General features: G+C 68.5%; 14 protein-coding genes, 2 tRNA genes and 2 pseudogenes. All 18 read right to left on the reverse strand.

Annotated elements, in window-relative coordinates; genetic code table 11:
- Window positions 1–2: 2 nt before the first annotated feature.
- The 18 genes and pseudogenes from ACP99_RS12330 to ACP99_RS12415 all read right to left on the reverse strand — a co-directional run bounded on the left by ACP99_RS12330 (window position 3) and on the right by ACP99_RS12415 (window position 12,315).
- Complete coding sequence (locus tag ACP99_RS12330) at window positions 3–2,789, reverse strand: AAA domain-containing protein (protein ID WP_049986890.1); 2,787 nt, start codon at window positions 2,787–2,789, stop codon at window positions 3–5.
- A gap of 72 nt (window positions 2,790–2,861) precedes the next feature.
- The gene (locus ACP99_RS12335) at window positions 2,862–3,095 is read right to left on the reverse strand and encodes a hypothetical protein (RefSeq protein WP_049986891.1); all 234 of its coding nucleotides are present in this window, start codon (window positions 3,093–3,095) and stop codon (window positions 2,862–2,864) included.
- Window positions 3,096–3,136: 41 nt separating this feature from the next.
- On the reverse strand, window positions 3,137–3,694 hold the full coding sequence (locus ACP99_RS12340; protein WP_049986892.1) for a hypothetical protein: 558 nt from the start codon (window positions 3,692–3,694) through the stop codon (window positions 3,137–3,139).
- Window positions 3,695–3,781: 87 nt separating this feature from the next.
- Window positions 3,782–4,781 (reverse strand): annotated as a pseudogene (locus tag ACP99_RS12345) (zinc-dependent metalloprotease).
- A gap of 61 nt (window positions 4,782–4,842) precedes the next feature.
- A pseudogene (locus tag ACP99_RS12350) lies at window positions 4,843–5,996 on the reverse strand (MBL fold metallo-hydrolase).
- A 103-nt stretch (window positions 5,997–6,099) separates the two neighbouring features.
- Window positions 6,100–6,912 carry a 30S ribosomal protein S2 gene (gene rpsB / locus ACP99_RS12355; RefSeq protein WP_049986893.1) on the reverse strand — a complete coding sequence of 271 codons (813 nt, stop codon included), beginning with the start codon at window positions 6,910–6,912 and terminating at the stop codon, window positions 6,100–6,102.
- Window positions 6,909–8,114 (reverse strand): phosphopyruvate hydratase, encoded by a 1,206-nt coding sequence (gene eno / locus ACP99_RS12360; protein WP_049986894.1) that lies wholly within the window; start codon window positions 8,112–8,114, stop codon window positions 6,909–6,911. Before eno ends, rpsB begins: the two co-directional genes overlap by 4 nt.
- A 1-nt stretch (window position 8,115) precedes the next feature.
- The gene (locus ACP99_RS12365) at window positions 8,116–8,298 is read right to left on the reverse strand and encodes a DNA-directed RNA polymerase subunit K (protein WP_049986895.1); all 183 of its coding nucleotides are present in this window, start codon (window positions 8,296–8,298) and stop codon (window positions 8,116–8,118) included.
- Complete coding sequence (locus ACP99_RS12370; protein ID WP_049986896.1) at window positions 8,295–8,489, reverse strand: DNA-directed RNA polymerase subunit N; 195 nt, start codon at window positions 8,487–8,489, stop codon at window positions 8,295–8,297. Before ACP99_RS12370 ends, ACP99_RS12365 begins: the two co-directional genes overlap by 4 nt.
- A 12-nt stretch (window positions 8,490–8,501) precedes the next feature.
- Entirely contained in the window at window positions 8,502–8,900 is a 399-nt protein-coding gene (locus ACP99_RS12375) for a 30S ribosomal protein S9 (protein ID WP_049986897.1), read from the reverse strand.
- Window positions 8,894–9,331, reverse strand: a complete 438-nt coding sequence (locus tag ACP99_RS12380) for a 50S ribosomal protein L13 (protein WP_049986898.1) — start codon at window positions 9,329–9,331, stop codon at window positions 8,894–8,896. The genes ACP99_RS12375 and ACP99_RS12380 overlap by 7 nt, the downstream gene beginning before the upstream one ends.
- Window positions 9,328–9,717: a 50S ribosomal protein L18e gene (locus tag ACP99_RS12385; RefSeq protein ID WP_331280776.1), complete on the reverse strand. Its 390-nt coding sequence runs from the start codon at window positions 9,715–9,717 to the stop codon at window positions 9,328–9,330. Before ACP99_RS12385 ends, ACP99_RS12380 begins: the two co-directional genes overlap by 4 nt.
- Before the next feature lie 20 nt (window positions 9,718–9,737).
- Window positions 9,738–9,822: transfer RNA gene (locus tag ACP99_RS12390), tRNA-Leu, on the reverse strand.
- A gap of 131 nt (window positions 9,823–9,953) precedes the next feature.
- Window positions 9,954–10,736, reverse strand: a complete 783-nt coding sequence (locus tag ACP99_RS12395) for a DNA-directed RNA polymerase subunit D (protein WP_049986899.1) — start codon at window positions 10,734–10,736, stop codon at window positions 9,954–9,956.
- A 10-nt stretch (window positions 10,737–10,746) separates the two neighbouring features.
- Entirely contained in the window at window positions 10,747–11,142 is a 396-nt protein-coding gene (locus ACP99_RS12400) for a 30S ribosomal protein S11 (RefSeq protein WP_049986900.1), read from the reverse strand.
- Between the two features lie 3 nt (window positions 11,143–11,145).
- The gene (locus ACP99_RS12405) at window positions 11,146–11,673 is read right to left on the reverse strand and encodes a 30S ribosomal protein S4 (protein WP_049986901.1); all 528 of its coding nucleotides are present in this window, start codon (window positions 11,671–11,673) and stop codon (window positions 11,146–11,148) included.
- A 3-nt stretch (window positions 11,674–11,676) separates the two neighbouring features.
- Entirely contained in the window at window positions 11,677–12,207 is a 531-nt protein-coding gene (locus tag ACP99_RS12410) for a 30S ribosomal protein S13 (protein WP_049986902.1), read from the reverse strand.
- 22 nt (window positions 12,208–12,229) lie between these two features.
- A tRNA-Ser gene (locus ACP99_RS12415) sits at window positions 12,230–12,315 on the reverse strand.
- Window positions 12,316–12,498 lie beyond the last annotated feature (183 nt).

Raw genomic sequence — 12,498 nt, forward strand, 5'->3', positions numbered from 1 at the left:
TCCTACCGGCGCGCCCACTCGAGCAGTCGAGCGTAGAACGGCTCCGAGGCGAGCGCGTCGGCGTCGCCGACGAGCGCCAGTGCCTTCTTCGCCCGCGTGAGCGCGACGTTGATCCGGCGGTAGTCCTCGAATATCGGCCCGTCCAGCGCGCCGGTCGCGACGAACGAGACGACGATCACCTCCTCGGCCGACCCCTGGAAGCGGTCGACGGTGTCGACGGTCACGTCCGTTCGACGAGAGATCTCGGCGACCTGCGCGCGAAACGGCGCGATGACGCCGATGTCGTCGGGGTCGACGCCCGCGTCGACGTACGACTCGACGACCTCGGCGACGCGATCTGCCTCCGTGGGGTTCGTGTTTCCAACGCGCTCGCCGGCGGGATCGACGAACGCGACGGGGTCGCGGAGCGCATTCGGCAGCGCCGACTCGTCGACGCCGAGGTCCGAGAGCCGCTGGCCCGCCACCGCGCCGGTCGCGGGCCTGAGCGCGCCGTCGTAGAACTCCGTCGATGAGAAGGCCTGAATGCGCTGGCTCATCCGGTACTGTCTGTCGAGAAGCACCGACGCGTCGGGATTGGACTCGATGAGGCGCTCGAATAGTGACGTCTGGAGTTCGTTCTCCGCGCGAACGACCGGCGGCAACTGCTCGTGATCGCCGACGAGGACGAACCGCTCGGCGAGTCCGACGGCCGCGAGCGTCCCCGGCTCGGTGAGCTGTGAGGCCTCGTCGACGAGCGCGACGTCGAAGGCCTGCTCGCGCATCACGCGGGAGCCGCACGCGGCCGTGGTCGCAGCGACCACCGACGCCTCCCGCAGCGCCGCGGCGCGCTCGTTCGGCTCGCCGCCGCGCTCTAAGCGGACGTCGAGCATGTCCTCGCGAACGCCGTTCTCGCTCCCCACGCGGACGACGTCGTCGACGCCGGCGTCGCGGACCGCCTCCAAGGCGTTGTCGACCGCGCGGTTGGTGAAGGCCGAGAGCAACACCCGCTCGCCGCGCTCGACGAGCGCGCGGACGATCTGTGCGATCGTGTACGTCTTGCCGGTCCCCGGCGGCCCGTGGACGAGCGCGAAGTCCTCCGCGTCGACCGCGAGGCGGACCGCGCGGTCCTGGGCCGCGTTGTTGTCCACGTAGGTCCCGGGCTCGGCGGTACGGTCCGCGAACGCGGGCTCTCGACGGTCGAACAGCACGTCCTTCCGGTCGGGGTCGCCCTTCAACACGAAGTCGTGCAGCGCGGTGAGCATCCGATCGACGCCGATCTCCGAGGGGTAGACGTCGAGCCGCCGGACCGAGACTGGTTCGTCGGCGGTGACGACGACCTCCTCGCCCAGCTCGCGAATCCGGCAGAGTTCGGCGTGCCCGGAGACCGGGTCGCCGTCGCTGGCGAGCGCGACGTCACCGGTGCGGAGCTTCGAGACCGCGTCGCCGGGCTTTCTCGCGCGCATCTCCCAGCGGCCGTCGTCGAGTTCGCGTCGATCGAGCGGATCCAGGTCGATCAGCGCCCGGTCGTCCTCGGCGCGCTCCGCGGCTGACTGCTCCCAGAGTTTGCGGTACTCCGCGTGGACCTCACGGCGCTCGGCCTCGATCGCGCGGTAGAACCGCTCGAAGTACTCCCGCTCTTCTTCGGGGACGGGTGAGCCGATCTGCCCCGCCTTCGACTCCTGATCGAGCCGCCCGGAGACGACCATACAGGTGTCCTGCTCGAAGCAGTACTCGCAGCGGGCGTCGGCCTCGTAGCCCGTCGGGACCGACGAGTCGAACTCCATCGCCGCGATCTCGTTGCGCGTCCGGACGACGAAGTCGAGCAGGCCGTCGCCGATCGAGAAGTCCTTCGCGGGCGAGAGGTCGCCTGTCTCCTCGTTGCGTTCCAGCGCCGTGTTCTTGGTGTACAGGAGCGTCCCCGTGTCGGCTGGGACGCCCCGCTCGTCGAGCACGAGCGCGTAGGCGGCGGCCTGGATCTTGTCCTGAAACCGGGGCTCGCGGTTGGTGTTCTTGCCCGTCTTGAGCTCGACCGGGGTCCCGCGGCGGAGCGCGTCCGCGCGGCCCTTGATCCCGAACGTCGGCGAGATGAGCGTGTACTCCGAGCGCCAGGCGTCCTCCTCGGTCAACGTTCCCTGCTCGAGCCAGCCCTCGATGGCGGCCGCGTTGCGCCGCACCTCGTCGCGCACCTCGTCGGCGTCGTGGCCGAGCAGTCCCAGTTCCAGCCCCGCTTCCTCCACGCGCTCGTCGATCGAGTCGTCGAGGTCGCGGTCCCGCAGGAGGTCGCCGAACACCTCGTGGACGATCGTCCCCTTGACGACCGGGTAGTTCAGCGGGATCCCCGAGAGCTTGTTCAGGTAGTACATCCGCGGGCACTGCACCCACGAGCGGACGTCGGTCACGTCGACGAGGAAGCCGGGTTCGAGGACGACCCTGGAGTCGCCGGTGGTCGCGTACGTCGTCTCGCCGCGGTACTCCGAGGCCTCGACGTCGGTCGCGAGCACCTCCATTCCGGGCTCGGCGTGTTCGACGGTTTGGGTCCACTTCCCCCAGAGCGTCAGCGTGAGCGGTTCCTCGTCGGCGTTTTCGGGGTGCTCGTCCGAGTCCGTGCTGTCGTCGTCCGGTCCGTCGGGCGTCGCTTGCCCGCTTCCGAGCGTCGTTTGGCCGCCGTTGGGCGCGGGCTCGGGACCGCTCCCCGACGCGGCGAGGTCGCTGTCGGGACGGAGCGTCAGCTCTGCGAGCGTCCGCGAGCCGTACTTCGTCTCCACCTCGCGCTCGTCGCCGACGTCGACGACCCGGCCGCGCAGTTTCACGTGGCGTACCTGCGCGTCGCGCGGTAAGACGCTATCGGTCCGGCCGATTTGAACCGTCGGAGGACGGAAAACTCAGCGACCGCTCCGCGGTGCCGGAAGGAACTCCGACCACCAGCGGAGCAGGAACCAAAGGAGCACGATGCCGAGGAGGAGGCCACCGACGATCCCGGCGGCGATCACCGTCGCGCCCCCGCCGGCTTGAATCGCGATGAGTCCTCCAGAGGCCCCGACGAGCGCGACGAAGCCGAGCTTGAGTCGCTTGCTCGCGACGTCGCGCTCCTCGTCGGTGAGACTCGGACCGACCACTCACGACACCTCCGCGTCGGTGCGGGCGACGGTCGAGGCAGTCACTGGAACCCTCGGCCGACGCCGTCGTCCTCGATCAGGTCCTCGAGGTCCTCCGAGAGCAACTCGTCGGCGTCGGCGAACTCCTCCGTGAGGTCGTCGAGGCGGTCCGGCCGGCCGTCGAACTCGTAGTCCATCGGGCCGAACGCCGGGCTCTCGAGGGCGTCCATCACATCGTCGAAGAGGTCTTCTGGCGTCGTCGGCGCGTCGGCGTGCACCTTGACGGTCTCCTCGAGGCGCTTGGCCATCGATTTCGCGTGGTCCTCGTCCTCGGGCGGCGACTGGACGGCGAACCGGGCGGGTTCTCCGCGCTCCTGACTCGGCAGGAGCGGTTCGAGGTCGTCGTCAATCCGGCGGGCGACGCGCCCGCCGACGCCCCGCAGTTCGACGGGGCTCTTCGCGTACGTCTTCAGCGCGTAGACGCCGGCGTTCGGGTGCCCGAGGTAGAGATCCTCCCCGAGACCGCCGCGGCGCTCTCCCGCGACGGCCCGCCACCCGTCGGGATCGACGTCGGCGTCCGTCACGTCCGCGAGGATGTCCTGCCAGTCTCTGACGCGCATACGCCTGCCCGTTGCCGCCGGGAGAGAAAGAGTATGACGGTCGCCGACGGCGTGGGGCGGCTCCCGCGACGGCTCGATCGACGGCCGCTACGGGTCGACGCGCCGAAGCCACCGCGCGGGGTCGTCCAACTCCGCGCTCGTCGGGAGGTTCGCCGGGCGGTCCCAGACGGCGGCCGCCGCTGCGACTCCGCGCTCGTCGCGACCGTCCGGAAGAACCGCGCGCCGCGCTCGTACTGTCGCCGTTTCAGACCGAGGCCGAGCAGCCGTCGAGCGAGCCGTGCGAGGGGGCCGCCGCCGCGCCTTCGCGCGTCGACCTTCGCGCGGAGGTCGGCGTATTCGGCGTCGAACGCGCGGTCCATCAGCATCTCGGCGTAGCCTCGACCGCGGTCATCGCCACGTTGAGGTCGCGGAACGCCTCGCGGTCGACGCCGCCGCTGGCGAGGGTCTCCAGCCCGTCTTCCATCCGCGATTCGAGGTGCTCGGAGAGCCACGGCGCGGCACCGAACTCCGCGGCGTGGGCGACCTCGTGAAAGGCGATCCACCGGCGGAACCGGGGGTACTCGACGTCGAGTTCCGCCGCGGCGTCGACGATGTTGGGGTGGACGAAAAAGAGGCTGTGCGCCGCGTCGGCCTCCCCGTCCGATCCGACCGCGATGTCGCCGTCGGCCAACAACAGCGGGTCGTACTGCCCGAGGACGTGCGAGGCGAGAAACGAGAGCACGAACGTCATCGACCCGGTGTTTATCACGCGCGTCGCGTTCGGGAACGCGACCTGCAGTTCGGACTCGACGGGGCGCATCACCCGGCGGAACGTCGCGACGTTGGCGTCGATCCAGTGGTGGCGGTTCTGCACCTCGATCGTCTCCGGCACGTCGAAGTCGAGGCCGCCGACGGACCGCAGTCGCGCGCGGGCGTCGCGGACGTCCGCGGCGTAGCCCTCCCGGTCTTCGGGCGTCAGTTCTAGGCTTCCCGCGTCGGTCGCGCTCTTGGCGGCGACCGTGACGGCGTCCCAGTCGACGTACTCGGAGCGACCGTCCCCGCTCTCCGACGCCCCCGCGATCGCGCGAACGCTCCGAAAGAGATCCATACGTGGTGGACGGGTCGGGCACGCAAAACCCTTGTTCCGGCGCGCGATCGGAGGCGTTCACCTACGCCGCGCAGTTGTTCGGCCCCAACTCGACTTCCGTCGCCTCGCTCTCGTCGAGTTCGCGCCGCCCGCGGTTGACGTCGATGACGGTCTCGTAGTTCGGGGGCTTCTCGTTGCCCTCGCCGGTCAGGCGCTCGACGAACGCCGACTCGTCGAGTCCGAGGAGGTCGAGTTCGGACCGGAGGTCGCCGAGCCTCGCCGAGATCAGTTCTCCGGGCTCCCCGACGCCGAAGCGGCCGTCGGCGTCGACGGAGACGTGTCCGGGGAGGACGATCACGTCGTCGCCGAGCGGCTCGTAGCGCCCGTGCAGCGTCTCATAGAGCATCCGCGCGCCGCGCTCGGCCCCCTCCTCGCCGAACTCCAGTTCCGTCCGGCCGACGGACTCGACGAACAGCGTGTCCGCCGAGAGGAGGTACGTTCCGTCGACGAGGAGGTTGATCAGTTCGGTGGTGTGGCCTGGGGCGGCGAGGACCTCGACGTCGACGTCGCCGACCGAGAGCGCGTCGCCGTCCCCGACCGACTCGTGCTTGAAGGCGACGTCGCGCTCGTCGCGTCGGCGCTCAGGTAGTAGGGGACCGAGAGCCGCTCGGCCAGCGCGCGGCCGCCGGAGACGTGATCGGCGTGGACGTGGGTGTCGAGGACGCCAGTGATCACGAGTCCGTTGTCGGCGGCGACGAGTTCGAACTCGTGGTCTTGCCGGGTGGGATCGACGACGAGCGCCTCGCCCGACGACCTGTCGCCGACGACGTACCCCAGACAGCCCTTCGCGCGCCGCTGGACCTGCGCGAGGAACAGGTCGCCGTCGGTCTCGACCTCGACGACGTCGTAGAGCTTGCTCCAGTCTTCCATCCCGCCCTTGACGACCTGCACGTCGTCGTAGCCGCGTGCCGACAGCTCGAAGCCGAACGACGTCGAGGAGAGGCCCTTCCCGCAGATGACTGCGACGCGCCGTCCCTCAACGATGTCCGCGACGTCGTCCCAACTGAGGCCCGCGCCGAGTCCCTCGATCGGATGATAGGGGACGTTGATCGCGCCCGGAACGTGCCACGCCTCGAAGCTCTCCGGGGGGCGCGTGTCGAGGACGGTGAGGTCCTCGTCGGCATCGATCGCCGCGGCGAGCTCTGCGACGGTGAGCTGATCGAGCAGTTTCGGCATACCGGGACGTACGGTGCTGACGTGAATAATCGTTTCTGGCTCGGAACGCGGTCGCTCTCCGGCGCAGTCCAGGCGAGAAAAGTCTCTGCGAACGTCGAGCGCGTTAGATCTCGTCCTCGAAGTCTTCGAGGGCGTAGACGGTGTCGCTGCCGCGGCGGTCGAGCGTCTCGTTGGCGAGCAGCCAGTAGACGACCGACAGCGCGCGTCGACCCTTGTTGTTCGTCGGGACGACGAGGTCGACGTTGCTCGTCTGGTTGTTCGAGTCGCACATCGCGATGACCGGGATGCCGACCGTGATGGCCTCCTTGACCGCCTGCGCGTCGCCGATCGGGTCGGTGACGACGACCACGTCGGGCTCGATGTAGCCCGCGTAGTCGGGGTTCGTCAGCGTGCCCGGGATGAATCGGCCGGTGCGGGCGCGCGCGCCGACCGCGTCGGCGAACTTCGTCGCCGGGAAGCGGCCGTACTGCCGCGAACTCGTGACCAGGATCTGCTCGGGGTCGTAGTTCGCGAGGAAGTCCGCGGCCGTCCGGATCCGCGAGTCGGTCTGGCTGACGTCCAGCACGTACAGGCCGTCGTCGCGGACGCGGTGGATGAACCGCTCCATGTCCTCGGTCTTCTGCTGGGTCCCGATGTGGACACCTGCGGAGAGGTAGTCCTCGACGGGGATGAGGAGGTCGGCCTCCTCGTCGGGCATGACGTCCTCGTCGAACGTCGGTTCGGCTTCTGCTTCGGCCTCGGCAGCCTCGTCGGCGGCCGCGCCGTCGTCGGCGTCGACCTCCTCGGCGGCCTCGGCGACCGGTTCGGTCGTCTCGGCGTCGGCCTCGGCCGTCGCTTCGACGTCCTCGGCGACCTCGTCGGCCACCTCGGAGTCGTCGTCGACGACTTCGACCGCGTCGTTGTCCTTGTCTGTCATACTGCGTCGTCCGCGATGCGGATGAGTTCGTTGAGTTTGGCGGTTCGCTCGCCGCCCACCGTGCCGGTCTTGATGAAGCCGGCGTCGGTGGCGACGGCGAGGTGTGCGATGGTGGCGTCCTCGGTCTCGCCCGAGCGGTGGGAGATGACCGTCTCGTAGCCGTTCTCGGTGGCCAGTTCGATCGCGTCGAAGGCGTCCGACAGCGTGCCGATCTGGTTGGGCTTGATGAGGATCGAGTTGGCCGCGTCGGCGTCGATACCCGCCTGCAGGCGCTCGACGTTCGTCACGAAGAGGTCGTCGCCGCAGATCAGCGTCTGATCGCCGACGCGCGCTGTGAGCTCTGCGAAGCCCTCGTAGTCGTCCTCGTCGAGGGGGTCCTCGACGTAGACGAGGTCGTACTCCGCGACCATCTCGGCGACGTAGTCGACCTGTTCGGCGGTCGATTTGATCTCGTCGCCGTAGACGTAGCCGTCCTCGTCGGCGTCGTAGAGTTCGGCGGCGGCCATATCCAGGCCGAAGCCGATCTCGAAGCCGAGTTCGTCGGAGACGTCTTCGACGGCCTCGTCGACGACCTCGAACGCCTCGGCGTCGGAGATCGGCGGGGCCCACGCACCCTCGTCGCCCTTCGCCGCGGGGACGCCGCGGTCGTCGAGGAGCTCGGAGATGCGCGCGTGGACGGCCGCGTTCGCGAAGACGGCCTCGGAGACGCTCGGCGCACCGACCGGCGCGGCGAGGAACTCCTGGATGTGGGTCGCCTCCTTGGCGTGCTCGCCGCCGCCGACGACGTTGCCGAGGGGCGTCGGGAACGACTCCCCGCGGAAGGTGCCGCCGAGGTGCTGGTACAGCGGCGCGCCGAGGACGTCTGCCCCGGCCTTCGCGGCGGCCATCGAGATGGCGACGGCGCTGTTCGCGCCGATCTGCGAGAAGTTGTCGGAGCCGTCTGCGGCGTGCAGCGCGGCGTCGACCTCCCGCTGGTTGCCGGCGTAGACCTCGCCGACGAGCCGCGGGAGCGCGTGCTCGCGGGCCGCCGCGATTGCCTCCGCCGGGTCGAGTTCGATCGCCTCGTACTCGCCCGTGCTCGCCCCGCTGGGGGCCGCGGCACGGCCGAAGCCGCCGGACTCGGTCAGGACGTCGGCCTCGACGGTCGGGTTCCCCCGGGAGTCGAGGATGCGACGGAGCGAGACGTTCGCGATGAGCGTCATCTCAGTTGCCCTCGCGCTTGACCGTGAACGGGAGGACCCCGGCGTCGTATTCCTCGGCGGCGACCAGGATCGGTTCCGACTGGTCGGTGTCGACGAGGACGGGTGCGCCGTAGGACACCTGCAGCGCTCGCGCGCCGAGGATGCGGGCCTTCTCGTACCGGTTGTACTGGGTGTTTCCGCTCATTGGTAGGGGGCGACGACGTCGACGAGGTCCTTGTGCGACACCATCATCCGTCGGCAGCAGTGCCTATCGACGCCGAGGTCGTCGAGCACCGCGCCGGGGTCTTCGTCCCCCTCGCGGGCCCGCTCTTTGAACTCGTCCCAGTGCTCGCCGACGACGTTGCCGCAGGTGAAACACCGGACGGGTATCATCATAGTTGGATCACCTCAGCGGTAGGACTTCTGATAGCGCGCTCGCGCGCCCGGTCCGCCCCACTTCTTGGGCTCGGACTGGCGCACGTCGTTGACGAGCAGCGAGCGGTCGAACTCCATGTACGCGTCGCGGAGTTCGGCGTCGTTGAGGTGCTGGACCAGCCCGCGGGCGATGGCCGTCCGCGCGGCGTCGGCCTGTCCGGCGAAGCCGCCGCCGGAGACGCTGATGTCGATGTCGACCTGCGATCGGAGATCCTCGCCGGCGATGCGGAACGGCTCCAGCATCTTCAGGCGGGCCATCTCCGGCTCGACGAGTTCGACCGGCTGGGAGTCGATTCGAACGCGACCCTCGCCGTCGCGCACGGTGGCGCGGGCGACGGCCGTCTTCTTCTTACCAGAGGTGTTCGTTACCATGTGACTTTCGCCCCCAGATTCTCGGAGATCTCCCCGAGCGTGAGGAACTTGATGTTCGAGAGCCGATCCAGCGTGGTGTCTTCGAGCGCCTCGCCGTCCTCGTCGAACGGGTTGCCCACGTAGACGCGGACGTTCGAGAGCGCCTCGCGGCCGCGGTCCTTCTTGTGCGGCAGCATCCCGCGCACCGCGCGCTTGAAGATGCCGTCCGGACGGGTCGGGTAGTGCGGTCCGCGGTCGGAACCCAGCTCAGAGCGCTTCTGGTAGGTTCCCATCACGTCCTCTTCGGAGCCCGTGATGACGGCGTCCTCGGCGTTGACGATGGCGATCGTCTCCCCGGCGAGCGCTCGCTGGGAGACCTCGCTGGCGACGCGACCGACGATGCAGTTTCGCGCGTCGACGACCACGTCGGCGTCGAACTCTGCGAGGCTCATCGGATCACCCGCACGTTGCTTCCGTCGGGGTTCTCCTCGATGGCGCGTTCGAGCGCCACGGTGTCCCCGACCTGTTCGATCTTGGTTCGAGCGGACGACGAGAAGTCGACCGCCGCGACTGTAACGTTCTTTTGCAGCGCCCCACTCCCCAGCACTTTGCCGGGGACGACGACGGTCTCGTCCTCTTGGGCGTACCGTTCGATGCGCCCGAGGTTGACCTCCGCGTGGGTGCGCCGCGGCTTCTCCAGACGGTCCGCGACGTCCTGCCAGATGTTGGCACCGGACTCGCGAGAGACCGCCTTCAGCTCGGCGATGAGACTGTTGAGTCTCGGATTCGTCTTACTCATTATCTGTCTCCTGAGAGAGGTGCGGCTGGCATCGGCCAGCCGTGTGAGAGAATTCGGAGTGCAGGGAGCAGGATTTGAACCTGCGGACCCCTATGGGACAGCGCCCTGAACGCTGCGCCGTTGGCCAGACTTGGCTATCCCTGCTCGCACTCCGATCTACTGCGTGCCCCTTCAAACTCCTTTCGATCTGGCGACGCCGACCGCGCGGCACCGCGATCGCCGCGGCTGAGGCGACGGGCGGGCGTCGGGCGTTGGATGAAGGGACAGACATTGTACTATATCGCGACTTTCTCTTCGAGTTCCGCTGCGCGGTCGCCGAGCGACTCGGCGGCGCGAAGCACCAGTTCCTCGACGCTGAACGACCCGTCGGTCTCCACGTGGAAGACGAACGCGTCGGAGACGTCGGTGACGTCGATCTCCTTACCCGGATACCGGTTCGTGAGATCGTTGTCGAACTCGTCGGTGATGACGAGGTCGCCGTTCGCGGCGCTCTCGTCGGCGGCGTGTTCCGCGGCCGCCTCCTCGATCACACCGCGAAGGATGTTCGGTTCCTCGGACTCGAACTCGCCGGCGTCGCCGACGACCTCCACGCGCTGGAGGTGTCGGTAGCCGACGGAGACGCCGCCCTGGTGTTTGGCGTGCGCCTTCCCGCTGTCGAGGACCGCGTCGGCCTCGAACTGGAGGTGTTGGCCCTCCTTCAGCTCGATGATGGGTACGTTCTCGTCCGCCGGTTCGACGAGCGGCTCCGAGGACTCGATGTCGCCGGAGTACGCCGTCGCCGGTCCCTGCACGTCGAGCGCGAGGGTGACGGTGTCGCCGACCTCGAAGTCGTCGAGCGGCGTCGTCAGCGGGACGAGTCCCAGCCGAAGTCCGATCATCTCGTCGAACATCACGGACGTGTTCTCGACGAACCGGACGGTGTCGATGCTGAACGTCGGGACGTCGGCCACCATCGCCCGGCGGATGCCGTTGGCGACGGCTGGCGTCGCGCCGCGGACGAGGAACCGGGCCTCCCGGTCGCCGCGTTCGATGAACTCGACCTCGAAATCGTTCGTCATTTGTGAGTCCTCAGAGTCGGCTGTTTTTCGGCGCGCGCGTTCCGTCGTGCGGGATCGGCGTGACGTCCTCGATGCGGCCGATCTCGAGTCCGGCACGCGCGAGCGCTCGGATCGTCGCCTGTGCGCCGGGGCCGGGGCTCTTGTTGCCGTTGCCGCCCGGGCCGCGGACGCGAACGTGCAGGCCCTCGATGCCCGCCGCTTTGATCTCCTCTGCGACGGATTCGGCCATCTGCATCGCCGCGTACGGCGACGCCTCGTCGCGGTTCTGTTTCACGACCGCGCCGCCGGAGGACTTCACGATCGTCTCCGCGCCGGTCAGGTCCGTGACCGTGATGAGCGTGTTGTTGAACGACGCGTGGACGTGGGCGATGCCCCACTTGTCTTGGGTTACTTCGGATTCGCTCATGGGTTACTCCTGTCCCTCCGCGCGCTCGGGGTGCAGTTCGTCTGCGAGCGGGCTTCGCTCGTCGAACGCGATGTGATCTTCCTCGGTCACCTCGACCGTCTTCGACGGGCGCGTGACGCGCGCGCCGTCGACGACGACGTGGCCGTGGACGATGAACTGCCGCGCCTGCTGGGGCGTGCTCGCGAGCCCCTTGCGGTACGCGACGGTCTGCAGTCGGCGTTCGAGAATGTCGGTGACGTCGAGCCCGAGGACGCGACTGATGTCGTCGCCCTCCGAGAGGACGCCGTAGCGGCGGAGCCGGGTGAGGAACTCCTCGCCGGCCGCCTCGGCGGCGTCCAGGTCGCCCTGGGCGTCGCCGATGAGGCGTCGGGCCTCGCGTCGGTAGTTGCGGAGCTCCGACTGCGCGCGCCAGAGCTCCTCTTTGTTCTTCAGGCCGTAGCGGCCGAGAAGGTCACCCTCCTGAGCGATTCGCTCGCCCTGGAACGGGTGATTCGGCGTCTCGTACCGCTTGGTGTTGTTTCCGGTCGCCATCGGTTACTCCTCGTCGCCGCCCTCGGCGGCCGCTTCTTCTTCGGCCTCTTCTCTGATCGCCTCGACGTTGACGCCGATCGTCCCCTCGGTACGTCCGGTGGACTTCGTCCGCTGTCCGCGGACCTTCTGTCCGCGCTTGTGTCGGACGCCCTTGTAGGAGTCGATCATCTTCATGCGGTTGATGTCGTGGCGGCGTTTCTCTTCGAGATCCGAGCCGGTCTCGTGGGTGGTCTCTCCGCTGAAGAAGTCGCTTCGGCGGTTAGACATCCACTCTGGGACGTGTTCGTCGAAGTTCTCGACGACCTCGACGACGGAGTCGATCTCGTCGTCCTCGAGCAGACCGAACGTCGCGTGTCGGTCCACGTCCGCGGCGTCGGCAACGATGCGCGCCGTGCGCTTGCCGATTCCTTTCATGTCGCTGAGACTCCGCTCTACCGTCTTCGTCCCGTCAAGGTCGGTTTGACCGATCCGGACGAAGTATCGGAGGTCTTCCTCCTCCTCGGGAGCGTCGTCCTGTGGTTCTTCTGCACTCATGACTTGTTAGCAGTCTGGTGAGCGTTGCGGCGGGGATTCGAACCCCGGAGGCAGTGACGCCACAGAGTTAGCAACCCTGCGCCTTGGGCCAGGCTTGGCTACCGCAACGCGCGATCTTGTACTGTCGCCCTTCCGGACTCGGGAGCCGGCCTCCCTACAGCGTATTGCAGTCTGAACAACCCGTGGTTGCTACTTAAACGTCACGATAGGTCGGCCGGGTGCGAGCCGTCCGCACACCGCTCGCTGGCCCCGAGTGGGGGATCGCTCGATCCGCCGTGCCACGTCACGGCA

Source organism: Halobellus rufus (assembly GCF_000739575.1).
Taxonomy (GTDB): domain Archaea; phylum Halobacteriota; class Halobacteria; order Halobacteriales; family Haloferacaceae; genus Haloquadratum; species Haloquadratum rufum.

Coding starts and splice junctions, on each gene's coding strand:
- ACP99_RS12340 (WP_049986892.1), bottom strand. CDS start 3,694: ATGCGCGTCAGAGACTGGCAGGACATCCTCGCGGACGTGACGGACGCC.
- rpsB (WP_049986893.1), bottom strand. CDS start 6,912: ATGACAGACAAGGACAACGACGCGGTCGAAGTCGTCGACGACGACTCC.
- eno (WP_049986894.1), bottom strand. CDS start 8,114: ATGACGCTCATCGCGAACGTCTCGCTCCGTCGCATCCTCGACTCCCGG.
- ACP99_RS12365 (WP_049986895.1), bottom strand. CDS start 8,298: ATGAGCGGAAACACCCAGTACAACCGGTACGAGAAGGCCCGCATCCTC.
- ACP99_RS12370 (WP_049986896.1), bottom strand. CDS start 8,489: ATGATGATACCCGTCCGGTGTTTCACCTGCGGCAACGTCGTCGGCGAG.
- ACP99_RS12375 (WP_049986897.1), bottom strand. CDS start 8,900: ATGGTAACGAACACCTCTGGTAAGAAGAAGACGGCCGTCGCCCGCGCC.
- ACP99_RS12380 (WP_049986898.1), bottom strand. CDS start 9,331: ATGAGCCTCGCAGAGTTCGACGCCGACGTGGTCGTCGACGCGCGAAAC.
- ACP99_RS12395 (WP_049986899.1), bottom strand. CDS start 10,736: ATGACGAACGATTTCGAGGTCGAGTTCATCGAACGCGGCGACCGGGAG.
- ACP99_RS12400 (WP_049986900.1), bottom strand. CDS start 11,142: ATGAGCGAATCCGAAGTAACCCAAGACAAGTGGGGCATCGCCCACGTC.
- ACP99_RS12405 (WP_049986901.1), bottom strand. CDS start 11,673: ATGGCGACCGGAAACAACACCAAGCGGTACGAGACGCCGAATCACCCG.
- ACP99_RS12410 (WP_049986902.1), bottom strand. CDS start 12,207: ATGAGTGCAGAAGAACCACAGGACGACGCTCCCGAGGAGGAGGAAGAC.